26 protein-coding genes and 1 tRNA gene are annotated in these 23,143 nt (G+C 30.7%); 14 read left to right on the forward strand and 13 right to left on the reverse strand.

Features of this window, described 5'->3' with window-relative positions; all coding sequences use genetic code 11:
- Positions 1–51: 51 nt before the first annotated feature.
- From Q4586_RS09415 to Q4586_RS09430, 4 genes are read left to right on the forward strand one after another with little or no spacing between them, the layout of a single operon-like run.
- Positions 52–549, forward strand: coding sequence for a GNAT family N-acetyltransferase (locus Q4586_RS09415; RefSeq protein WP_303528603.1), 498 nt, complete (start codon positions 52–54; stop codon positions 547–549).
- Positions 546–863, forward strand: coding sequence for an antibiotic biosynthesis monooxygenase family protein (locus tag Q4586_RS09420; RefSeq protein WP_068703555.1), 318 nt, complete (start codon positions 546–548; stop codon positions 861–863). Before Q4586_RS09415 ends, Q4586_RS09420 begins: the two co-directional genes overlap by 4 nt.
- 10 nt (positions 864–873) lie before the next feature.
- Entirely contained in the window at positions 874–1,386 is a 513-nt protein-coding gene (locus tag Q4586_RS09425) for a PaaI family thioesterase (protein WP_303528606.1), read from the forward strand.
- On the forward strand, positions 1,343–2,977 hold the full coding sequence (locus Q4586_RS09430; RefSeq protein ID WP_303528607.1) for an ABC transporter substrate-binding protein: 1,635 nt from the start codon (positions 1,343–1,345) through the stop codon (positions 2,975–2,977). The genes Q4586_RS09425 and Q4586_RS09430 overlap by 44 nt, the downstream gene beginning before the upstream one ends.
- Before the next feature lie 64 nt (positions 2,978–3,041).
- Here Q4586_RS09430 and Q4586_RS09435 read toward each other — a convergent pair whose 3' ends face one another.
- The 8 genes from Q4586_RS09435 to Q4586_RS09470 all read right to left on the reverse strand — a co-directional run bounded on the left by Q4586_RS09435 (position 3,042) and on the right by Q4586_RS09470 (position 10,469).
- A complete protein-coding gene (locus Q4586_RS09435) occupies positions 3,042–4,181 on the reverse strand; it encodes a geranylgeranyl reductase family protein (protein ID WP_303528609.1) in 1,140 nt (379 codons plus the stop codon).
- A gap of 30 nt (positions 4,182–4,211) precedes the next feature.
- Positions 4,212–5,228, reverse strand: coding sequence for an endonuclease/exonuclease/phosphatase family protein (locus Q4586_RS09440; RefSeq protein WP_068703561.1), 1,017 nt, complete (start codon positions 5,226–5,228; stop codon positions 4,212–4,214).
- A 4-nt stretch (positions 5,229–5,232) separates the two neighbouring features.
- Positions 5,233–6,090: a rhomboid family intramembrane serine protease gene (locus Q4586_RS09445; RefSeq protein ID WP_303528612.1), complete on the reverse strand. Its 858-nt coding sequence runs from the start codon at positions 6,088–6,090 to the stop codon at positions 5,233–5,235.
- A gap of 40 nt (positions 6,091–6,130) precedes the next feature.
- On the reverse strand, positions 6,131–6,856 hold the full coding sequence (locus Q4586_RS09450) for a rhomboid family intramembrane serine protease (RefSeq protein WP_303528614.1): 726 nt from the start codon (positions 6,854–6,856) through the stop codon (positions 6,131–6,133).
- 11 nt (positions 6,857–6,867) lie between these two features.
- On the reverse strand, positions 6,868–8,721 hold the full coding sequence (mutL, locus tag Q4586_RS09455) for a DNA mismatch repair endonuclease MutL (RefSeq protein WP_068703567.1): 1,854 nt from the start codon (positions 8,719–8,721) through the stop codon (positions 6,868–6,870).
- Positions 8,721–9,005, reverse strand: a complete 285-nt coding sequence (locus Q4586_RS09460; protein WP_303528618.1) for a riboflavin synthase subunit beta — start codon at positions 9,003–9,005, stop codon at positions 8,721–8,723. Before Q4586_RS09460 ends, mutL begins: the two co-directional genes overlap by 1 nt.
- Positions 9,006–9,180: 175 nt before the next feature.
- A complete protein-coding gene (gene ribH, locus Q4586_RS09465; RefSeq protein WP_068703571.1) occupies positions 9,181–9,687 on the reverse strand; it encodes a 6,7-dimethyl-8-ribityllumazine synthase in 507 nt (168 codons plus the stop codon).
- A complete protein-coding gene (locus Q4586_RS09470; protein WP_068703573.1) occupies positions 9,687–10,469 on the reverse strand; it encodes a tetratricopeptide repeat protein in 783 nt (260 codons plus the stop codon). The genes ribH and Q4586_RS09470 overlap by 1 nt, the downstream gene beginning before the upstream one ends.
- A gap of 114 nt (positions 10,470–10,583) precedes the next feature.
- Between Q4586_RS09470 and recF the strand changes: the two genes are divergently transcribed.
- Complete coding sequence (gene recF, locus Q4586_RS09475) at positions 10,584–11,666, forward strand: DNA replication/repair protein RecF (RefSeq protein ID WP_303528621.1); 1,083 nt, start codon at positions 10,584–10,586, stop codon at positions 11,664–11,666.
- A gap of 3 nt (positions 11,667–11,669) precedes the next feature.
- Entirely contained in the window at positions 11,670–11,966 is a 297-nt protein-coding gene (locus Q4586_RS09480; RefSeq protein ID WP_068703577.1) for a DciA family protein, read from the forward strand.
- Between the two features lie 139 nt (positions 11,967–12,105).
- On the opposite strand, the gene Q4586_RS09485 is transcribed toward Q4586_RS09480, so the two are convergent.
- Complete coding sequence (locus tag Q4586_RS09485) at positions 12,106–12,924, reverse strand: DUF5694 domain-containing protein (RefSeq protein ID WP_303528624.1); 819 nt, start codon at positions 12,922–12,924, stop codon at positions 12,106–12,108.
- Positions 12,925–13,102: 178 nt separating this feature from the next.
- Positions 13,103–13,522 carry a nucleoside-diphosphate kinase gene (locus tag Q4586_RS09490; protein ID WP_068703581.1) on the reverse strand — a complete coding sequence of 140 codons (420 nt, stop codon included), beginning with the start codon at positions 13,520–13,522 and terminating at the stop codon, positions 13,103–13,105.
- Positions 13,523–13,630: 108 nt separating this feature from the next.
- Here Q4586_RS09490 and Q4586_RS09495 point away from each other — a divergent pair, with 108 nt between their 5' ends.
- From Q4586_RS09495 to Q4586_RS09515, 5 genes are all read left to right on the forward strand, one after another.
- Positions 13,631–14,659, forward strand: a complete 1,029-nt coding sequence (locus tag Q4586_RS09495; protein ID WP_303528626.1) for a DHH family phosphoesterase — start codon at positions 13,631–13,633, stop codon at positions 14,657–14,659.
- On the forward strand, positions 14,649–15,173 hold the full coding sequence (gldI, locus tag Q4586_RS09500; protein WP_303528627.1) for a gliding motility-associated peptidyl-prolyl isomerase GldI: 525 nt from the start codon (positions 14,649–14,651) through the stop codon (positions 15,171–15,173). The genes Q4586_RS09495 and gldI overlap by 11 nt, the downstream gene beginning before the upstream one ends.
- A 13-nt stretch (positions 15,174–15,186) precedes the next feature.
- Positions 15,187–15,912: a BamJ family beta-barrel-assembly machinery protein gene (gene bamJ / locus Q4586_RS09505; protein WP_068703587.1), complete on the forward strand. Its 726-nt coding sequence runs from the start codon at positions 15,187–15,189 to the stop codon at positions 15,910–15,912.
- Between the two features lie 89 nt (positions 15,913–16,001).
- Complete coding sequence (locus tag Q4586_RS09510; RefSeq protein ID WP_068703589.1) at positions 16,002–17,048, forward strand: peptidylprolyl isomerase; 1,047 nt, start codon at positions 16,002–16,004, stop codon at positions 17,046–17,048.
- A 1-nt stretch (position 17,049) separates the two neighbouring features.
- On the forward strand, positions 17,050–17,610 hold the full coding sequence (locus Q4586_RS09515) for a phosphatase PAP2 family protein (RefSeq protein ID WP_303528628.1): 561 nt from the start codon (positions 17,050–17,052) through the stop codon (positions 17,608–17,610).
- 157 nt (positions 17,611–17,767) lie between these two features.
- Here Q4586_RS09515 and Q4586_RS09520 read toward each other — a convergent pair.
- Positions 17,768–17,852 (reverse strand) — tRNA-Ser (locus tag Q4586_RS09520).
- A gap of 321 nt (positions 17,853–18,173) precedes the next feature.
- Between Q4586_RS09520 and aroC the strand changes: the two genes are divergently transcribed.
- From aroC to Q4586_RS09535, 3 genes are read left to right on the forward strand one after another with little or no spacing between them, the layout of a single operon-like run.
- Entirely contained in the window at positions 18,174–19,235 is a 1,062-nt protein-coding gene (gene aroC / locus Q4586_RS09525; RefSeq protein WP_303528629.1) for a chorismate synthase, read from the forward strand.
- A 9-nt stretch (positions 19,236–19,244) separates the two neighbouring features.
- On the forward strand, positions 19,245–19,778 hold the full coding sequence (locus Q4586_RS09530; RefSeq protein ID WP_303528631.1) for a Crp/Fnr family transcriptional regulator: 534 nt from the start codon (positions 19,245–19,247) through the stop codon (positions 19,776–19,778).
- Between the two features lie 37 nt (positions 19,779–19,815).
- The gene (locus Q4586_RS09535; RefSeq protein ID WP_245662323.1) at positions 19,816–20,376 is read left to right on the forward strand and encodes a DinB family protein; all 561 of its coding nucleotides are present in this window, start codon (positions 19,816–19,818) and stop codon (positions 20,374–20,376) included.
- Between the two features lie 53 nt (positions 20,377–20,429).
- Here the strand turns inward: Q4586_RS09535 and Q4586_RS09540 are convergent, their stop codons facing one another.
- Positions 20,430–22,064, reverse strand: coding sequence for a pyruvate dehydrogenase complex dihydrolipoamide acetyltransferase (locus tag Q4586_RS09540; RefSeq protein ID WP_303528633.1), 1,635 nt, complete (start codon positions 22,062–22,064; stop codon positions 20,430–20,432).
- Between the two features lie 3 nt (positions 22,065–22,067).
- Positions 22,068–23,063, reverse strand: coding sequence for a pyruvate dehydrogenase (acetyl-transferring) E1 component subunit alpha (gene pdhA / locus Q4586_RS09545; RefSeq protein WP_068703601.1), 996 nt, complete (start codon positions 23,061–23,063; stop codon positions 22,068–22,070).
- Positions 23,064–23,143 lie beyond the last annotated feature (80 nt).

Consider the following 23,143-nt stretch of genomic DNA (forward strand, 5'->3'; position numbering starts at 1 on the left):
TATAAATCTGTTAAAACAGTATTTATCAACTGCAAAAATACGATAATAATCATGATTTTTGAAACCAAAAATTTACTTGTTAGAAAACTAAAATTAACAGACGTAAATGATTTTTTTAATTTAGAAAGCAACCCGAAGGTTTTGCAATATGCAACAGGAAATGTGAAAACAATGGCTGCATGTAAAGTAGAACTTAAAGAGTTGATAGAAAAGTATTATAAACCTAAAAATGATTTTTGGATTTATGCAATTGAGCGAAAATTGGATAAAAACTTTATAGGAACTGTAGCTTTAGTAAAAGATACTATTGATGATGAAATAGGCTACCGATTTATTGAAAATTATTGGGGAAATGGATATGCTACTGAAATTTGTGAAGGCTTAATTTCTTATTGTAAACTCGTAGGGATGAAAAAAATTGTAGGCTATGTGGTTGATAAAAATATAGCTTCTGCTAAAATATTAAAACGATTTAATTTTACAGAAGTAAAAAAGTTTATAAGCGAAGATATCGGCTTGCCAGAAACCAAATACGAATTATTTTTATGATAGAAGACGGATTAACACCACCTTATTACGCAGTTATTTTTACCACTATTTTAACTGACGATTTATCAGGATATACTGATATGGCTAACAGCATGGAAGCTTTAGCAAAACAACAAGAAGGGTATTTAGGGATTGAATCAGCTCGATCGGATGTAGGAATTACGGTCTCTTATTGGAGAAGTTTGGAATCTATCACTCTATGGAAAAACAATTTATTGCATATTGAAGCAAGGAACTTAGGACGCGAAAAATGGTATAAAAAATACCAACTTCGAATTTGTAAAGTTGAGCGTGAGTATGGATTTGAAAAATAAAGACAACTAAATGTACGCAGCAATATCAAAGATTTTAAGTAGTTTTTTAAAGCAAAGTACTATTTTTAAATATGGATTTAATGTTTCGCCAATGTATCGAAGATCTACCGGTAAAATTATTGAAGTATCAGAGGATTTGTTTAACGTAAAAGTTAAAATTCCTATTAGTTATAAAAATAAAAACTATGTAGGCTCTGTATTTGGTGGAAGTTTATTTTCAGCTACCGATCCTATTTTTATGATTCAACTGATGAATATTTTAGGAAATGATTATGTAGTTTGGGATAAAAGTGCCAATATTAAGTTTAAAAGACCCGCAAGAGAAACATCGTATGTTGATTTTGTTTTCACAGTAAATGAAATTCAACAAATAAAAGAGCGTGTAAAAAACGAGCAAGAAATAGACTTGCAAAAAGAAATTAATATTACAAATAAAGAAGCTTCTGTTATATATGCCGAGATTTCTAAAACTATATACATTGCAAATAAATCATACTATAAAAATAAGCGGAATAAAAAGTAGCATACTTGTTTTATTGGTTGTTTTCTTCGGTTTATACTCATGTACTAAGAAAAAAAATAAATTTACCGACTCGCAAGTTTTTCGTTACAATGAGCATTCAAATATAACCTCTTTAGACCCTGCTTTTGCAAAAGATCAACGAAATATTTGGGCGGTAAATCAGTTGTTTAATGGTTTAGTGCAGTTAGATGATAGTTTACATGTACAACCAGATATAGCTAAAAGTTGGACAATTTCTGAGGATGGAAAAACATATAAGTTTCCTTTAAGAAAAGATGTGAAGTTTCATAAACATTCGCTGTTTGGAAAAGATTCGACAAGAAATGTTATTGCTTATGATTTTGAATATTCATTTAATAGATTGTTAGCTAAAAATGTAGCTTCTCCTGGTGGTTGGGTTTTACAAAATGTAGCAAATTTTAAAGCAGTAAGTGATTCACTTTTTACCATCAATTTGAAACAACCATTTCCTCCTTTTTTAGGGCTGTTGGCAATGAAATATTGTTCGGTAGTTCCTAAAGAGGCAATTGAATTTTTTGGGAATAATTTTAGAGCAAACCCAATTGGTACAGGGCCTTTTAAATTTAAATTATGGGTAGAAAACACGAAGTTGGTATTGCGTAAAAATCCGTTGTTTTATGAAAAAGATATCAAAGGAAATAAATTACCTTATTTAGAAGCTGTTGCCATTACTTTTTTACCAGATAAGCAAAGTGAATTTTTACAGTTTATTCAAGGGAATATTGATTTTATGAAAAGCTTAGACGCTTCTTATAAAGATGATATTTTAAATACAAACGGAACCTTAAAAGATAAATACGTAGGTAAAATTAAGATGGAAACTGGAGCGTATTTAAATACTGAATATTTAGGGATTTATTTAGATAACGAAAATGAGTATCCAACAAAATCAAAATTAATTAGACAGGCAATAAATTACGGATTTGATCGAAAAAAAATGATTAAATTTTTAAGAAACGGAATTGGTACACCAGCCACAAGCGGATTTATACCAAAAGGTTTACCATCGTTTAATAATCAAAAAGGATATTCATATCAACCAGAAAAAGCAACAGCGCTAGTTGCCAGATATGTAAAGGAAACAGGGGATAAGAACCCAGAAATTACGATTACGACCAACGGAAATTATTTAGATTTATGTGAATTTATTCAGCGAGAATTACAAAATGTTGGCTTGCAAACAAAAGTAGATGTAATTCCACCATCAACTTTAAGACAAGGAAAGTCGAGTGGGAAATTGCCAATTTTTAGAGCGAGTTGGATTGCTGATTATCCTGATGCAGAAAATTATGTGTCGTTATTTTATAGTAAAAATTTTACTCCCAATGGACCAAACTATACACATTTTAAAAATGATATGTTTGATGATTTATATGAGCAATCTATAAAAGAAATTAATGTTGAAAAACGCTATCAATTGTATCAAAAAATGGATAGTATCATTATTCAAGAGGCTCCAATTGTTCCATTATATTATGATGAAGTAATACGTTTTAGTCAAAAAAACATTCAAGGATTAGGGATTAACCCAATTGATTTATTGAATTTAAAAAGAGTTAAAAAAGATTAAAATTAATCATAAAAAAAAGACACCATTTAAACTATTTATATGGTGTCTTTTTATTTACTATCGATTAAGAAACTAACGATTTTATCTTATTTTTAATGGTTTGTTTAATGTCTTTAGGGTAAGAACGTTTACCGTGAAAAACATCAGCCATTGCTTCACTAAATCGTTGTCCATATTTTTTTAATAATAAATTACGGATTGTTTTTTGTTCATAAAACCATTTAGAAAGCCACAAGCCAGTATTTAGTTCTGGTAGTAATTTTTCATCTAATTTATTAAGATATAATTTTTCAGCATCTTTAGAGTTTAATTGGCTTTCAATTATTGCTTCAGCAGCTAGTTTACCACTATAAATAGCATTTGAAATACCTTCAGCAGTAATAGGATCAGCAAAACCAGCAGCATCTCCAATTAAAAAAACATTGTTTTTTACAAAGCCATCAGTTCTGGGTGATACTGGTATTTGAAAGCCATGTTGCGATTCACTAATTACGTTAGTAATTTTAAGTGTTTCCATGTACTCTTTGTAAAATTTCTTTAAATTTATCTTTGTTCTTCTTGCTGACGCAACACCTATTGATAAATGATTTTTTTTAGGAAAACTCCAAGCATAGCCATAAGGTATGGCATCAATATCAAATCGAACTTCATTTTTTAAGCGATTAAAATCATCTTCAGAAACTTCTACTTCATACTCTAAAGCAGGGATTAGTTTTCTTGTGTCTTCTTTCCAACCAGCCATTTTAGCGGTAGGACTTAAAGCACCATCTGCAGCAATTACAAAATTTGCAGTTAAGTTTCCTTGAGATGTTTCTAAATTAATTTTATCATCAGAAAAATGTAATTTATTTAATTTATGATTTTCTAATAAAGTAACACCAAGGTCTTTTGCTTTATCTACAATTAGGTGATCAAAAGAATCTCTCATAATCATGGTAACAGTAGGATCTTCTCTATGTGTTTGAAAATGTAATTTTTCGCCTAAGTATATATCTATTGTATTAAATTCTCTTTCAACAACAGAAGAAATATCAAAAGGTAAATCTTTTCTACCTCTAAAAACAAATCCGCCTCCACAGGTTTTGTACCTGGGTAATGTTTCTTTTTCTATTAATACGGTTGATATTCCGTTTTTGGCTAAATGAAATGCGGTAGAAGCACCTGATGGTCCACTACCAATAATTGCCACATCAAAATGTTTCATAGTTGATTGTTTGAATTTGTAATATACAGATTACTTCCAATGTAAACGTGTCATTATAGGATAATGATCTGATAATTTAATATTGTCGTATGTTTTATATTGGTTTATAATTGCTTTTGCATCGCTAAAAATAAAATCAATACGCATTGGGTAAATATACCTAAAAGATTTTCCTGAGCCAGTACCAGCTTGTAAAAAAGCATCTTTTTTGTTTTTAGAAAGTTTTTTATAAACCCATGAATATGCCGTGTTATTAAAATCACCACACATAATTTTTTTCCCTTTCCATGAATATTCGTGTTGTAAAATAAGTTCAGTTTGGCTTACTTGCTTTTCAAAACCATTTGCTAAGCGTTTAAATAGACGTTCAGAATCTTGTTCACCAAAATTTACTTTTTCAGGATTTATTTTTAAAGATTCTAAATGTACATTGTATACGCGTATGGTATCTTTATTTTTAACAATATCTACAAAAATGGTGTTGTTAGCACTGTTTTTAAAGTTTAATGAACCTGAATTTACTATTGGGTGTTTTGAATAAATGGCGAGCCCGAATTTATTAGCTTTGGTTTTAGTTTTAATATACTTGTAAGGAAGTTTTATGTTTAATAAATTCGACTGATAAAACTCTTGCATAGCAATAATGTCAGGGTTTTCATCATTAATAAATTCATATATTTTTTGTTCAGTAGTAATATCTTCTATGTGTTTATAATGATTAAATAAGCGAACATTGTAGCTCATTATTTTTAAATCTTTATTTAAGATAATTTCTTTACCTGAAAATTTGATAAGTGGTGGAGTGCTAAACCATCCAATTGCCAATACAAGTAGTGATAGTAAGGCATTTTTATGAAGCTTAAGTAGCCAATACACAAAAAAAATAGTATTTAAAACTACAAGTAGTGGTACAAATAAACTAAAAACAGCAACAGCAGGAATTGTTTTTGGCGATATAAGCGGTAAAATATAAGATAGTAACAAAACAGTTGCGAAAACTGAATTGATAAAGAATAATAACTTATGTATGATCGAATATTTTTTCATTTATTTATCTACCTTGTTTAAATAAGAAATCTTTTTCGGTTTTAGTTAACGTATCATAACCAGATTTACTTATTTTGTCTAAAATAGCATCTATTTCTTGTTGATTTTCTGATTTTTTAGAGGTGGTATTCTTTGTTTTTTTTCCTGATTTATATACTGTTTTTAAAGGTTTTTCTTTCTTTTCAAAAAACTTTTTTAAAGGTTTTAAAATTTCCAATTCTTTATTACTAGTCTTAACCACATATAAAAAACCAAAAAGTGCACCGCCAATGTGAGCAAGATGGCCACCAGCATTACCAGCTGGTATTTGAATAATATCAACGGCAATCCAAACACAAGCTAAAACATAAAGTTTTACATAACCAATTAGTGGAAATTTTAATTCGTAATTAGGAATGTAAGTAGCAATTCCTATAAAAATTGCCGAAATTCCGGCAGAGGCCCCTAACAAAACACTATTGTCTGCAACGCGCTGTAATGCAGGAAAAAAATTATAACTAGTAATAAAAATAATTCCTCCAAAAAGCGTTCCTAAAAGATAAAAATTAAGGAGTTGTTTAGCGGTAAAATATTGTTTAAATAAATGCCCAATATAAAATAAGGCAATTAAATTTAAAAGAATATGTAAAAAACTGGTGTGTAAAAAACCATAAGTAATAATTGTCCACGGTTTTGATAAAAAATCATTAAAACTGGCAGGTAAAGAAAACCATTCAACAAATAAATTAGTGTTGGCTTGAAATAAAAAACCAAAAGTGTTGCTAATAAAAACGAGTAAAAAAACAGCAAGGTTTACATAAATTAATTGTTCTACAATACCAGCGTTTTTAAATCGATATTTTAAGTTTTCTAAAATGTTCATTTAAATTTTCTTTTTCTTAACAGAAACTAAAGATACTAAATTAAAGAGTTTTAAACTGATTTTTTTTCCAATACCAAGCAATAATAAAACCGATAATAGCACCTCCAATATGTGCAAAATGTGCTACATTTCCAATAGAGTACTTTGTTACGCCAAAAAATAAATCACCAAAAATCATTAAAGGGATAAAGTATTTTGCAGCAACAGGTACGGGGAAAAAAATTAAAGCCAATTTTGCATTTGGAAAAGCTAACCCAAAGGCAACTAAAATACCATAAACAGCCCCTGAAGCTCCAACAGCAGGCGTGTGATACAGACTGTAAAACTCACTCATTGTTTTGTTAGAAAGTGTTATTAAAGTATCGTTGTATTGCCCTGTATTTAAAATGTTTTGTATTTCTGAAGGTGAAATTCCTAGTGCAGCTATTTGCTCATAAATTCCGTTAAATTGATAATAATTTACCAAAGTATAAATAAGCCCTGCACCGATACCTGCCGAAAAATAAAAAAATAAAAACTTATTTCTGCCCCACATTTGCTCTAAAGGTGTACCAAATGCCCATAAAGCATACATGTTAAAAATTAAATGCATTGTGCTTCCATGCATAAAAGTATGGGTGGCATACTGCCACACACCAAAATGTTCGTTTTGTGGATAATGTAATGCAAAAATGTTGGTAAGGTCTAATTTTAATAACTGCGGTGCAAAGTACATAATCACGTTAATGATTATCAGATGTTTTATAGCGTTTGTTAATTTAGGCATAGTTTTATTTTTTATTTATTAAAAATAGCGTCAATTTCGTTTAATGCCAAAGTTTTAAATGTTGGTTTTCCAAAAGGTGATGTATTAGGTTCTTTACAAGAAAATAAATCATCCACTAAGTTTTCTTGTTCTTTAACGGCAAGTACGGTTCCGGTTTTTATGGCTAATGATTTTGCAAAAGATTTTGCCATTACATCAAAATGACTAAAACTTGTATCTGGTACTTCTAATTTAATGTCGTCTAAAAGTTGTTCTAAAATTAAGGTAATTTGACTTTCGATAATTGAAGTTGGTATTCCACCAATAACAACACTTTCTTTAGTAAATTCATCAAACATAAAACCAGCGCTTTCTAAGTCTGATTTTATGGTGTAAATCATTTCAATATCTGCTTTAGAAAAAGAAATGCTTACCGGAAATAATAGTTGTTGACTACTAGCTTCTTTTACGGTGATGTTTTCTAAAAATTCTTCGTACAAAATACGCTGATGTGCTAACGATTGATTTATTAACACAACTCCTGATTTAATTGAACTTAATAAATATTTTCGTTGAATTTGAAAGGTTTTGCCTGTTTCAGTTTCTTGTTGACTTTCAAAAAGTTGTTCTTGTTTTGTAGATTCAAACGATTCGGTATTTGTATATAAAGCTTCCCAATTACCAGTATCTTTTTTAAGGTTAGATTGATAACTTACCGAACTTGATTTACCAGCATTATTTGATTTTGATTCGAAACTTGTTTCAGTTTTAAAAGGATTAAATGTAGGATCTACAGTAATCGGAGGAACAGAAGGAGACGATAAAGTTTCTTTTTTGCTATAATCATAAGGTGTGTCAAGCGTTGCATCACGATTAAAATCTAATACAGGTGCTACATTGTACTGCCCTAAACTATGTTTAACAGTTGCCCGTAATATTGCATATAAAGCTTTTTCATTATCAAATTTAATTTCCGTTTTTGTGGGATGTATGTTTATGTCAATACTACTTGGCGGAACTTCAAGGTATAAAAAGTAAGAAGGATGTGATCCGTTTTCAAGTAATCCTTCAAAAGCATTTACTACTGCATGATTTAAGTACGAACTTTTTATAAAACGATTGTTTACAAAAAAGTACTGTTCGCCACGTTTTTTCTTTGCAAACTCTGGTTTAGCGGTAAATCCGTTTATCGTAATAATATCAGTTTGTTCAGCAATAGGAACTAATTTTTCATTCATTTTGGCCCCAAAAATAGCTACAATACGTTTGCGTAAATTACTTTTTTTTAAATGATAAACTTCGGTGTTATTATGATGTAGTAAAAACGAAATATTAGGATGTGCTAAAGCTACTCGTTGAAATTCATCAACAATATGACGAGTTTCAATTGTGTCTGATTTTAAAAAATTTCGTCGTGCAGGAATATTATAAAATAAATTTTTAACAGCAATACTAGTTCCTTTTGATGTTGAAATGGCATCCTGACAAACAATTTTACTTCCTTCTATTTTTATTTGTGTACCAAGTTCTTCATTTTCTTGTTTTGTTTTTAACTCAACATGTGCAATAGCTGCAATAGAAGCTAAGGCTTCACCACGAAAACCTTTGGTATTTAAGTTAAATAGATCTTGAGCATCTTTAATTTTTGAAGTAGCGTGGCGTTCAAAACTTAAACGGGCGTCGGTGCCACTCATACCTTTACCATCATCAATTACTTGAATTAAGGTTTTACCAGCATCTTTTAATAGGAGTTTGATAGAGGTTGCTCCGGCATCAATAGAGTTTTCAACCAATTCTTTTACTACAGAAGCAGGGCGTTGTACTACTTCGCCTGCGGCTATTTGATTTGCCACATGATCAGGTAGCAATTGTATAATATCTGACATTAGTTGTTTTTAGGTAAAAATATAGAAAGATCAAAGTCGATAAAAACTAAAAATAAAAACACGAAAAAAGCAATTAAAATAACAATTGTTTTATTAAAACCACCATTTTCTGAAGCTTTAAATTCATCTAAAGCTGCATTAAATTTTCCTTTTAAACCTTTGGTTTTACCTACTGTTGTACGAAATTCGTCGAATTTATGTTTTACTTGATACGGGTTTCCTTCTCCTTTATAGTAGGTAGGTTTGTAATCAAATTTTTTATTTTCTCTTTTAATAAATCCCATAAAATATAGCTTTTATAATACTGTAGTGCTACAAAAATCACACCAAAATAAGACGAAATTCAAAGTTACTGAATTATCAATAAGTGGTCAAAAATTATAACTAAATTAAAGTTAAAAAAGCATCAAAATGTATAACACTTTGATGCTTTGATATTGTATTAGTTTTGTAAATGTTTTAAAACCCTAAAGAACCAGAAGGTTTATCTGTGTTTTTAATGGCAGCCATTTTAATAGCGGCTATGGCACATTCAATACCTTTGTTACCTAATTTACCGCCAGATCTGTCTATTGATTGCTGCTTGGTGTTATCTGTTAAAACACAGAAAATTACCGGAACATCGTATTTAATATTTAAATCTACAATTCCTTGTGTAACACCTTCACAAACAAAATCAAAATGTTTTGTTTCTCCTTGAATTACATTTCCGATGGCAATAATAGCATCAACTTTTTGTGATTCTATCATTTTTTTACAGCCGTATACTAATTCAAAACTTCCTGGTACCTCCCAAGAAACAATGTTTTCTTTTTGCGTTCCACAATCTAAAAGAGCTTCAATAGCACCTTTGTGTAGGTTGCCTGTAATTTCAGGATTCCATTCAGAAACAACAATCCCAAATCGAAAAGATTTCGCATTTGGGATTGAAGCTTTATCGTAATAAGATAAATTTGTTGTAGCCATTATTGAGCGTATTTTGCGCTATTGATATATTTTTCGATATCTCTACCTTGATCAGTAGTAGCATATTTTTCTTTAATGGTTGAAAATAATTTTTCAGCTTTGCTATAGTTTTTTAAATTCATTGCAATTTGACCTGCTTTGAATAAAAATAAAGGAGCTGTAAATTCGTTGTCTTTTTTATTAGCGGCTTTTTCATAGTATGTTAAAGCATCTTCTGGTTGATTGATGTCTGCAAAAGCATCACCAATAGCACCTAAAGCAGTTGGTCCTAGTAATTCATCATCAGAATTAAAAGCACTTAAATATTCAATTGCTTCTTCGTATTTTTTCATTTTTAAGTAAGAAATACCTGCATAGTAATTGGCTAAATTCCCAGCTTTAGTTCCGCTAAACTCATCAGCAATATCCGTAAATCCGTATTTTCCATCACCTCCAGTTAATCCTAAATTATATAAAGAATCAGCTGCAACTCCAGCAGAAGTACTTGCTTTAGCAAAAAAAGTTCTTGGGTAAGCTAATTCGTTTGAAGCTTCTTTTTCATTTGGCTCTAAAACAAAACTAGTGTATGCCAAATAACCTAAAATTAAAGCAGCAATAGTAACTAAACCATAAAATAATGGCTTGCTGTTATTTTCAATCCATTGCTCTGATTTATTCGCTGTATCATCTAAAGTGTTAAATACTTCAGCAGTAGTACTTTGCGACTCGTCAAAATTTTCTTCAACTTCTTGTGCAAACTTTTCTTTTTTAGGTTTGTAACCTCTTTTTTTGTATGTAGCCATAATTGCTTAAAAATTAGTGGCGACAAAAATAGCTTTTTAAATTGGATTTTAAAAATCGATTATTCGTAAAAAAAACTATAATTTGCGCTTTCTTTTTTGAAATAATCTTCATTCATGTATTTGCAGAAAATAGCATTAGTAAATTTTAAAAATATTGAAACACAATCTTTTGATTTTCAGAAGAAAATAAATTGTTTTGTAGGTAATAACGGAATTGGAAAAACCAATGTGTTAGATGCTATTTACTATTTGTCTTTCGCAAAAAGTTATTTTAATTCGGTCGCTGGGCAAAATATTCGCCACGGTCAAGATTTTTTTATGATCGAGGGAGATTACCTATTAAATGATCGGAATGAAAAAATTTTATGTTCTTTAAAAAGAGGGCAAAAAAAAATACTAAAAAGAAACGGAAAGGCTTATGAAAAGTTTTCTGAACATATAGGGCAGTTACCATTGGTGATAATATCGCCTGCAGATAGAGATTTAATTGTAGAAGGAAGCGATACACGTAGAAAGTTTATTGATGGTGTTATTTCACAACAAGATAAAAACTATTTACAAGGGTTAATTGCGTATAATAAAATTATAAGTCAGCGAAATGCCTTGTTAAAATATTTTGCAGCTAACAGAACTTTTGATGCTTTAAATTTAAAAGTATATGATGAGCAATTAGTTGAATACGGAACCGTGATTTATAACAAGAGAAAGGCTTTTTTAGAAGAATTTGTGCCTATTTTTAACGAAAAGCACCAAATTATATCGGGCGCAAAAGAAACAGTGGATTTGCGTTATAAAAGCCAGTTACACGATACTTCTTTGGTTGATTTATTTACCCAAAGTTTAGAAAAAGATAGAATGTTGCAATATACATCGTCAGGAATTCATAAAGATGATTTGAGTTTTGAGATAGAGGAGTATCCTATTAAAAAATTTGGATCTCAGGGGCAACAAAAATCGTATCTTATCGCTTTAAAATTAGCGCAGTTTGAGTTTATTAAAAAACAATCAAACGTGACACCGATTTTATTATTAGATGATATTTTTGATAAATTGGACGAAAATAGAGTTGCGCAAATAGTAGATTTAGTAAATAATGATGCTTTTGGGCAAATATTTATTACTGATACACATTTTAATCGTACTGAGAATGTATTAAAAAATAGTAACCAAGAATATCAAATTTTTAAGTTAGGGTAAGAAATGGCAAAGAGAGAAAACGATAGCTTTTCAATTAAAGATTTATTGGGGAGTTATATAAAAGAGGGGAATTTAAATAAAGGGTTTCAAAAAATTCATATTGATGAAGCTTGGGCAAAAATGATGGGGCCAGGTGTTGTGTCGTACACAAGTGAAGTGAAATTACAAAACGGAACTTTAATTGTTCGTTTAACATCATCAGCTTTAAGAGAGCAATTAGGTTATGGTAAAGATAAAATTATAAAAATGATTAATGAAGAGATGGGAGAAATATTGGTTAATAAATTGATGTTGGTTTAATAGTTTTGCTAATGTGTTTGTATAAGTTTAGTTGCGTGGTTTGAGCACATAATTTACTAAATAAAAAACGAACGGCAAGAAGTCCGAAGGATTTCATAAGTGAGCCATAATTAGCAATAAATTATATATTGTATTGTGCTTAGTTCTTTTCCGTAAAGTTTGTGTATTTATCTAAATTTTCCAAAATATATTTCGGGTTATTTCCAATGAATATATCAAAATATGCTGTATGAGTTGCTCCCATAATGATTAAAACTCGGTCGTTTTTTGTTAACGGAATATCTGAAAAATTTGTGTACATCCTCAAATTCCTTTTGTAGAAATCCGCTATAATATCTGAGCCTTCAAAATTATTTGGGTTGTGCATAGTTGCTAGAAAATTATATAAGTTAAATGTTTCCATTTTGTACTTAGTAGTATTTATTTCGGTGAATTGTTCAAGTAGTGTTTTTTTGTTTAGAGTTGCATAACTCTCCATAATTTTTTGAACATATAAACTATCGGAATAATTTTTATTCGCCATTTCAATGAGGCTAGGATAGTCAAAGCTTATTGGATTGTCAATTCCATATATTTTTTTTGTTCCACTCAAACGAGCGACTTCAAGCCCAATTACATTCACTTCTTCAGAGTAGTTAATTCTCTTACTCTGGTCAATTTTATATTTCTGATAGGTCTCATTTATAAAATCTGTGCTTTCTGGCGGTATTTCTACACAGATTATAGTTGGTTTGAATTTCGCTAATCGGTCAACTATTTTTTTTATATCCGCTTTAACATTTGGATTACTTACATCTGAAATAGAAGAATAGGCATCAGAACTTCCGCTCAAATGAACCGAACCAAAATTTAAAACACTTACTTTGTCTGTTTCATTCTCTTTTTTTACTTCTACTTTTGATTCTGAATTACAAGAAAAAAAAGAAAATATTAAAATGGATATAATAAGTTTTTTCATTAATTATAAGTTTTTTTGAATTAAGCACAACTTTATTGATATGTCGAGTTTGAATTCGTTATATCAGGAGTTAGCGAAGTTATTAGAATTTAAACCAAGAATCAAGATAAATTTTAAAACAAAAAACTCGTTACATAAAATGTAACGAGTTTTTTATATATTTTAAAGAAGTGTGTTCTTAGAACATTTCTCTACCAGAAAAATGGAAAGCACCTTCGATAGCAGCGTTTTCATCAGAATCAGATCCGTGAACCGCGTTTTCACCAATAGAAGTTGCAAACATTTTACGAATAGTTCCTTCAGCAGCCTCCGCAGGATTTGTAGCACCAATTAAAGTTCTAAAATCTTCAACAGCGTTGTCTTTTTCTAAAATTGCAGCAATAATTGGTCCGCGAGTCATAAACTCAACTAATTCACCAAAAAATGGACGTTCGTTGTGCACAGCATAAAAAGCTTCAGCATCACGCTTAGTCATTTGAGTTTTCTTCATTGCTACGATTCTAAAACCAGCAGCATTAATTTTGTCTAAAATAGCACCAGTGTGTCCGTTTTCAACACCATCTGGTTTAATCATTGTAAAAGTTCTATTTGTTGCCATTGCTATAAATTTCTATAAATAAAGTAAATAAAAAATGTAAGTGCGCACCTCGCACAAATCGGCGCGAAATTACATAATTTTTTTAATTTAATTGTATATTCGCCACTTATGATTTTAAAACAATTTACAGAACTTAAAGAATTTTTATCAAAACCTAAAAACATTGTAGTTATAGGTCATAGAAACCCTGATGGAGATGCAGTAGGTTCAACCTTAGGGTTAAAGCATTATTTAGATAAAAAAGGACATACCGTTCAGGTTGTAATGCCTAATGAATATCCTGATTTTTTACATTGGATACCAGGTTCTGAAACCGTATATCGATTTGATCGTCAAAATAAACAAAGTGTACGATCATTAAAAAACTCAGAAATAGTTTTTTTGTTAGATTTTAATGCCTTGCACAGAGTTGGTAGCGATATGCAAAACACATTAGAGCAGTATACAAATGATTTTGCATTGATAGATCATCATCAACAACCCGATGATTTTGAATATATGTACTCTGATACCACCATGTCATCAACCTGTCAAATGGTGTATAATTTTATTGAAATGATGGGAGATGTTGCTTTGATTGACAAAAACATAGCTACTTGTTTGTATACTGGCATTATGACGGATACTGGATCTTTTCGTTTTAGATCAACCACAAGTACCACGCATCGTATTATTGCAGATTTAATTGATAAAGGTGCAGAAAATGATAAGATTCATAGCAATGTGTTAGATGCAAATTCATATAGTCGTTTGTTATTGTTAGGACAAGCGTTGAGTAATATGAAGTTATTACCAGCATATAAAACAGCATTTATAACTTTATCAGAAGCAGAAAAGAAAAAATTCAATTACGAAAAAGGAGACACAGAGGGTGTTGTAAACTATGCCCTTTCTTTAAAAGGAATTGTGTTTGCTGCTATTTTTATTGAAGATAAAGAGCAAGGTATTATTAAAATGTCACTTCGTAGTAAAGGAAGTTTTTCTGTAAATCAATTTGCTAGAAATCATTTTAATGGTGGTGGGCATGATAATGCAGCTGGTGGTAAAAGTTTAGAGTCGATGGAAGATACGATTGCAACATTTACAGCGTTATTACCTAAATATCAAAAAGAATTAGAAGTGTCTTATGAAGTTTAAAGTTGTTTTTTTATTATCAATGTTTTTAGGGTTGGTTTCGTGTAAAGAACCTGAAGCAAGAAGACCTAAAAAACAAGGAACCGTTAATTTTTATAATGAAGTAATTAAAAAGAATAAAAAATTAAATGCTTTAGAAAAAAGACGTTTAGAAAATTGGATAGCTAAAGATACTATAAATAAGTATAACGTTTCTGAAAACGGATTTTGGTATAGATATATTGTTAAAGACTCTGTAAATAGCCAGAAGCCAAAAACTGATAATATTGTTTTAATTTCTTATGATATTTCAGATATTGCAGGAAATATTATTTATCCAAAGCAAGAAAGAAATTATAAAATAGATAAAGAAGATTTTATTCCGGCATTACAAGAAGGAATAAAGTTGATGAAAAAAGGAGAAACAGTTACATTTGTAATTCCGTCATATAGTGCTTTTGGAGTAACTGGAGATGGAAATCAAATAAAAGTAAATCAACCAATACAAAGTACCGTAACATTAATCGAAATTAAATAACAAATAAATAAAAATGAAATTAACTAAATTTTTAGCAGTAGCAGTTGTAACCTTATCAATTGTATCATGTGGTAATAGCCAATTTAAAACAAAAAGTTCATTAGCAACAGAAGTAGATTCAGTAAGCTATAGTTTAGGTTTAGATATGGCAAATAAAATTAAAATGAATTTTGAAGATTTAGATCAAGATTTATTTGTGCAAGGATTTAAAAACGGAATGGATTCTACCAACCTTTTAGTTGAATCTAAAGATATTAATAATATCTTAAGAACTTTTTTTCAAAAGCAACAACAAGAAAAAATGAAAGAACAACAAGAAGCACAAGCAAAAAAAGCTGAAGCTGAGTTTGGAGAATATAAAAAAGAAGGAGAAAAATTTTTAGCAGATAATAAAGTAAAAGACGGTGTAAAAACTACAGCTTCTGGTTTACAATATATTGTTTTAAAAGAAGGAAAGGGAGATGCGCCAACGGCTACTTCACGTGTTAAAGTTCATTACCATGGTACATTAACAGACGGAACTGTTTTTGATAGTTCTGTTGATAGAGGAGAACCAACAGAGTTTGGAGTAAACCAAGTTATTAAAGGTTGGACAGAAGGGTTGCAATTGATGAAGCCAGGTGCTAAATTTAAGTTTTTTATTCCTCAAGATTTGGCTTACGGAGCACAGCAAAGAGGTGCAAAAATTAAACCTTTTTCAGCTTTAGTCTTTGAAGTAGAATTGCTTGAAGTTAAGTAATAAAAATATAAATAATAAATAATTAGTTAGGTTAACACATTGTGTTAACCTAACTAATTGTTTATAAGAGAATCTAAAAATATAAGTGAATGAAAATTTATAAAATTTTAATAGCAATTGTTGTGTTGTTTTCAGCATGTAAATCGGTGAAATACCCAGATTTAGAAAACGGTTTATATGCAGATATTCAAACAAATAAAGGAGATGTTTTAATAAAGTTGCATGAAAAAGAAGTGCCGATGACGGTGGCAAACTTTGTGTCATTAGCTGAAGGTGATAACCCTAAAATGACAGATTCTTTAAAAGGGAAACCTTATTACAATAGTACGAAGTTTCATAGGGTAATTAAAGATTTTATGATTCAAGGAGGAGATATAACAGGTACCGGAGCAGGTAATGCTGGGTATAGGTTTGGAGATGAATTTCCTATGGATGAGAACGGAGAATTGATTTATAAGCACGATAGTGCAGGGGTTTTATCGATGGCAAATTCAGGTAAAGCAACAAATTCTAGTCAGTTCTTTATAACTCATAAAGAAACTCCTTGGTTAGATGGTATGCATTCAGTTTTTGGAAAAGTTTTAATTGGTCAAAACATTGTTGATGTAATTCAGAAAAACGATTATATTAAAGAAGTTAATATAATTAGAGTTGGTAGCGAGGCTAAAAAATTTAAAGCAGCCACTGTATTTGAATATGAGTTGTCAAAAGAAGAAGAAAGAAAAGCAGAGCGTGAAAGAGTAATAGCGGAAGCAAAACGTAAATTTCAGGAAGATAAAGGGATTAAAAATGCAATTGCAACAGATTCGGGTTTAAAAGTATTGCAATTGCAAAAAGGAAATGGCAAAAAAGTAAATCCGGCATTATCTACCACAGTTCATTATACATTGTATTTAGATAGTGGAAAAAAAGTAGCGTCAAGTCTTGATAAAAAAGAACCTTTTGTATTTACAATAAATAATTCTGAATTACCTTTAATTCCAGGTTGGAAAGAAGGTGTAAAAACAATGCGAGAAGGTGATAAGTCAATATTCTTTATTCCTTATTACTTAGGGTATGGAGAAGAAGGTTTAGGGCCAATTTTAGGAAAGTCAGATTTAGTTTTTGAAGTAGAAGTATTAAAAGTAGGAAAATAGTTTGATAGAAAGAATTATACAAAAAGATAAAGAGCTTCTTATTTATTTAAATAATTTAGGAAGCGAGCAATGGGATGGGTTTTGGTTGGTAATAACCAATCAATTTAGTTGGACACCATTATTTTTATTAATGCTGTTTTTAGTGTTTAAGTATTTAGGATGGAAAAAAGGACTGTTTACGATGTTATTTATAGCTGTATTGGTTGCTTTTTCAGATCAACTTACAAACGTTATAAGAGGTGTTTTTGAAAGGTTAAGACCAAATAATGATCCAGAGATAAAAGAGTTGTTAAGAACTTTAATAAGACCACAGAGTTATAGTTTTGCCTCTGGGCATGCTACTACATCTACAGTAGTATCAGTGTATTTGATTATGCTCTTAAAAAAACATATTGAATGGGTTAAGTTTTTGGTGTTTTTTCCTTTAATATTTGCGTATAGTAGATTGTATTTAGGAGTGCATTTTCCTATAGATATATTAGTGGGTTTTGTAAATGGAATAATAATAGGTTATTCAGCATTTAAGTTATATCAATTTTTAGTAAAAAAGATATTTAATTAGTTTAAGAGTTTTAATCTATATAGCCATTCAATTTTAATAAGTTGAATGGCTATTTTTGTAGTATAGGTATTTATAAAATAGAAAAAAGCTTACATCTGTAAGCTTTTTTTCTTTAATAATCCCCTAAAAAAAAGCCGAAGCGTTAGCTTCGGCTTTGCGGAGAAAGAGGGATTCGAACCCCCGGTCCTGTTACAGACAACGGTTTTCAAGACCGCCGCATTCGACCACTCTGCCATTTCTCCAGGCATGCTATCAAGTAATCCCTGATTGCGGGTGCAAATATACAACCATTTTTCACTTCTAAAAAAAAAATGACACTTTTTTTTATTAAAATTTACCGTAAATAAAGGGTTTGCAGTGTAATTGTTTTTTTATCAGGTAGTTATGTTTGAAATAAAAATAAATTTATTTTCTGTAAATCTCCTTTCATGTTTTTTTATCTATAATAAAATAACATTTGCTTATTGTTCTAAGTAAATGTTGGTTTTAAAATCATGTAATTATCATGTAAAAGTGATAGTTTTTATTGTAAATAAATTACTTTCGTTTAAAATAGTGAAAGTATGTTTAATTCGTTTGGAAATATTTTAAAATTGACCACTTTTGGTGAGTCGCACGGAATTGCAATTGGAGGAGTTATAGATGGTTTTCCTGCAGGAGTAGATGTTGACTTAATAGCAATTCAAAAAGAATTAGATCGTCGTAAACCTGGACAATCTAAAATTGTAACGCAACGTAAGGAACCAGATACGGTTGAGTTTTTATCAGGAATTTTTGAAGGTAAAACAACAGGAGCTTCTATTGGTTTTCAAATTAAAAACACCAATCAAAAAAGTAAAGATTATAATCATAATACAAATGTATATCGCCCTTCACATGCCGATTATACATATGATAAAAAATATGGTGTAAGAGATCATAGAGGAGGAGGTAGAACATCTGCTCGTGAAACTGCCAATTGGGTAGTTGCTGGTGCTTTAGCAAAACAATTAATTAAACATATTAATATAAACGCATTTACATCATCAGTAGGTGATGTTTTTATGATGAAACCTTATCAGGAAGTAGATTTTTCTAAAATTGAAGATAATATCGTTCGTTGTCCTGATGATGCATCCGCAGAAAAAATGATCGCTAAAATTAAAGAAATTAAAAAAGCTGGTGATACTATTGGAGGTACCATAACTTGTGTAGCTCAAAATATGCCAGTTGGTTTAGGTGAGCCTATTTTTAATAAATTACATGCTGAGCTTGGTAAAGCAATGTTATCAATAAATGCTGTAAAAGGTTTTGAGTTTGGAAGTGGTTTTTGTGGTGCAAAAATGCAAGGGTCTGAGCATAATGATGTTTTTAATGAAGATGGAACTACACAATCAAATTTGTCGGGAGGAATTCAAGGAGGAATTTCAAACGGAATGGATGTGTATTTTAGAGTAGCTTTTAAGCCAGTGGCTACAATTATGCAAAATCAACAAACGATTAATTCAGAAGGTGACCTTACCCAGATTATGGGTAAAGGTCGTCATGATCCATGTGTGGTTCCAAGAGCTGTACCAATTGTTGAAGCTTTAACGGCATTGGTTTTAGCTGATTTTTATTTATTGAATAAAACAAGGAGAATATAGCGTTTATTTATGAATTTACTTGAACAGTTATATGCGGCGTTGTTACCTTTTTGGGAGCAAGAAATTGACCTGAAAAGAAACGATTTTATAGCTGTTCCTGGTGATGTAAATACCAATATGTATTTTGTAGTTGACGGAAGTTTACGAGTGTTTGTTGAAAGTGACGTTGAAGAACATACTATTCGTTTTGGTTATAAAAACTCATTTATAACAGCATTAGATTCGTTTTTAAAAGATATTCCAACTGTTTTTTATATACAAGCAATAAAAAAATGTACACTTAAGGTGATTTCAAAAGAAAATTATTTAAAGTGTATAAACGCATCTAAAGAAAATCAACAAATATGGCAAACACTTTTACAGGAATTTGTGTATCAGCAAATAGAGCGTGAAAATGATTTAATTATTAATTCTCCTCAAAAAAGATTTGAAAGAGTGTTTAAGAGGAGTCCACAGTTATTTCAGGAAATACCTCAAAAGTATATTGCTTCTTATTTAAGAATGACGCCAGAAACCTTGTCTAGAATTATCAAAAAGTATTGATTTAAATCAAGTTTTATATTTAAGATGCATTTTAATTTTGAAAAAAAATAAAATTATGGTTTATAATAGTAGTGAAGTAATTAAAGATTTAATATTGATGACTACATCGCATATTAATTATGCAAAAAAATTAGTAGAAGTTTCTGGTGAAAAATTACAGCATAAACAATCATCTAAATCATGGAGTGTTTTAGAATGTTTAGAGCATTTAAATAGATATGCATTTTTTTATAATATTGAGATCAATAAAAAAATGATCGCATCATCATTACCTTTTTCTGAGACTTTTAAAAGCGGTTTTTTAGGTAATAAATTTGCCAATGATATGTTGCCTAAAGAGGGAATGACAACAATGAATACTTTTAAAAGTAAAAACCCTAATAATTCAAAATTAAATAAAGAAAAAGTATTGCTTGATTTTATAGCGCTTCAAGAAGAATTACTAGACTTATTAGAGGTTGCTAAAAATAAAAACGTAGATAAAATAAAAACAAAAACTACTTTGCCTTTAGTGAAATTTAAACTAGGTGATACTTTACGTTTTGTTATTCATCATAATGAACGACATATAGTGCAAGCTAAAAAAGCATTGATTTAAATAAAAAAAGCTCGCAATTTGCGAGCTTTTTTTATAGAGTGTTATTTTAAAAACTATGCTAACATAGTAACAGGGTTTTCAATATAAGTTTTTAGTGTTTGTAAAAACTGAGCTCCAACTGCACCATCAACGGTTCTGTGGTCGCAGGCTAAAGTTAACTTCATGGTATTACCAACTACAATTTCTCCGTTTTTAACAACTGGTTTTTGCACAATTGCTCCAACCGATAAAATTGCTGAATTAGGTTGATTAATGATTGATGTAAAACTTTCAATACCAAACATTCCTAGGTTAGAAACCGTAAAAGTACTTCCTTGCATTTCAGCTGGTGTAATTTTCTTGTGTCTTGCTTTGCCTGCTAAATCACGAACCGAAGCTCCGATTTGAGTTAAGCTTAAAGCATCAGTATGTTTTACTACCGGTACAACTAAGCCTTCATCAACAGCTACAGCAACACCAATATGGATGTGACTATGAAATAACGTGTTATTATCTGTCCAGCTAGTATTTACATTTGGATGCTTTTTTAATGCCATAGCACAAGCTTTTACAACCATATCGTTAAATGATACTTTTATATCAGGAATCGCATTGATTGTTTTACGAGAAGCCATTGCATTATCCATATCTACTTCAATATTTAAGTAGAAATGAGGAGCAGAGAATTTAGAGTTTCCTAATGCTTTAGCGATAGCCTTACGCATTTGAGAGTTTTTAACCTCCGAAGTGTTTTCTTCTCCAGCAATTGCAAAATTAGTTACGGTTGTAGAGGCATCATTAGAAGTGGTGCTAGAAACAGCTTGCGTTGTAGCAGTTTTTGTAGCTGGAGTATAGTTTTCTACATCTTTTTTAATAATACGTCCGTTTTCACCAGAGCCGTTAATATTTGCTAAATTAATTCCTTTATCTTTTGCTATTTTTTTAGCTAAAGGAGAAGCAAATATTCTTCCTCCTGAAGAATTAGTTGTTACAGTTTCAGCTTTAACCTCTTCTTTATTAGGAGTTGGTTTGTTTTCTTCTTCTTCTTTAGATGTATTAGCAGCAATGTTGCTTCCTGAGCTTTGAGCGGCTAATACAGTAGCTACATCTGTTCCTTCTTTACCAATAACGGCAAGTAAACTATCTACGGGTGCGGTTTTTCCTTCTTCAACACCGATGTGTAATAAAACACCTTCGTTAAAAGATTCGAATTCCATCGTAGCTTTATCAGTTTCAATTTCCGCTAAAATATCACCTTCTTCAACTTTATCACCTACTTTTTTTAACCAAGAAGCTACGGTTCCTTCTTCCATAGTATCACTTAAACGAGGCATGTTAATAACAGTTGCTCCTTCTGGCATTGCTACAGTATCGTTTTGTGTTGTAGTTTGGTTGTTGGTTGTTTCAGGTTTCGGTTTTTCTGTAGTTTCGGTTGCAGTTGCTCCGCTTAATAGAGCAGAAATATCTTCACCTTCTTCACCAATAATGGCTAATAACGTATCTACCGGAGATGTTTCACCTTCTTGCACACCGATATGTAGCAAAGTACCTTCGTTAAAAGATTCAAATTCCATCGTAGCTTTATCAGTTTCGATTTCGGCTAAAATATCACCTTCTTCAACTTTATCGCCTACTTTTTTTAACCAAGAAGCTACCACTCCTTCTTCCATCGTGTCGCTTAAGCGAGGCATGTTTATAATTATAGCCATGGTTTACTTAGATTTTATAAATGGATAATCTTCTTGTTCGTATACCATATCATGTAATTGATTTAATTCTGGATATGGAGAGTCTTCAGCAAATTTTTCGCATTCTTTTACTGAATCTTTTACTTCTTGTTTTATAGCTTCAATTTCATCTTCAGAAGCATATTTATTTTCTTTAATGATGTCTAAAACTTGTGTAATAGGATCAATTTTTTTGTATTCCTCAACTTCGTCTTTTGTACGATAGTGTTGTGCATCAGACATTGAGTGACCTCTATAACGGTATGTTTTCATTTCTAAGAAAGTTGGTCCTTCGCCACGACGAGCTCTTTGGATAGCTTCATCAACAGCCTCGGCAACTTTAATAGGGTTCATTCCGTCAACTGGACCACAAGGCATTTCGTATCCTAAACCAAGTTTCCAAATATCTGTGTGGTTTGCAGTTCTTTCAACAGAAGTTCCCATTGCGTAACCGTTGTTTTCAACAATAAAAATCACTGGTAATTTCCAGTTCATTGCCATGTTAAAAGTTTCATGTAAAGAACCCTGACGCGCAGCTCCATCACCAAAATAACATAAAGTTACTGCATCATTACCTTTAAATTTGTCACCAAAAGCTAATCCTGCTCCTAATGGAATTTGACCACCTACAATTCCGTGACCTCCATAAAAACGGTGTTCTTTAGAAAAAATATGCATAGACCCACCCATACCTTTAGAGGTACCAGTAACTTTACCATATAATTCTGCCATTACACGTTTAGGATCTTCACCCATACCAATTGGTTGTACGTGGTTACGATATGCGGTAATCATTTTGTCTTTAGTTAAATCCATTGCATGCAATGAACCTGCTAAAACAGCCTCTTGACCGTTATATAAGTGTAAAAAACCTCTTACTTTTTGTTGAATGTAAACAGCTGCTAGTTTATCTTCAAACTTTCTCCAAAATAGCATGTCTCTATACCAATTGATATAGGTTTCTTTGGTTATTTTATTCATTATATATTAGTTGTTTATTTAAAGTTTGTTTGTTTTTATTGTTGTAAAACGTAACTACAAAAGTAAGTAGTTTTTGGTAA

Origin of the sequence: Tenacibaculum soleae (genome assembly GCF_030549005.1) — a bacterium.
Classification (GTDB): Bacteria; Bacteroidota; Bacteroidia; order Flavobacteriales; family Flavobacteriaceae; genus Polaribacter; species Polaribacter soleae.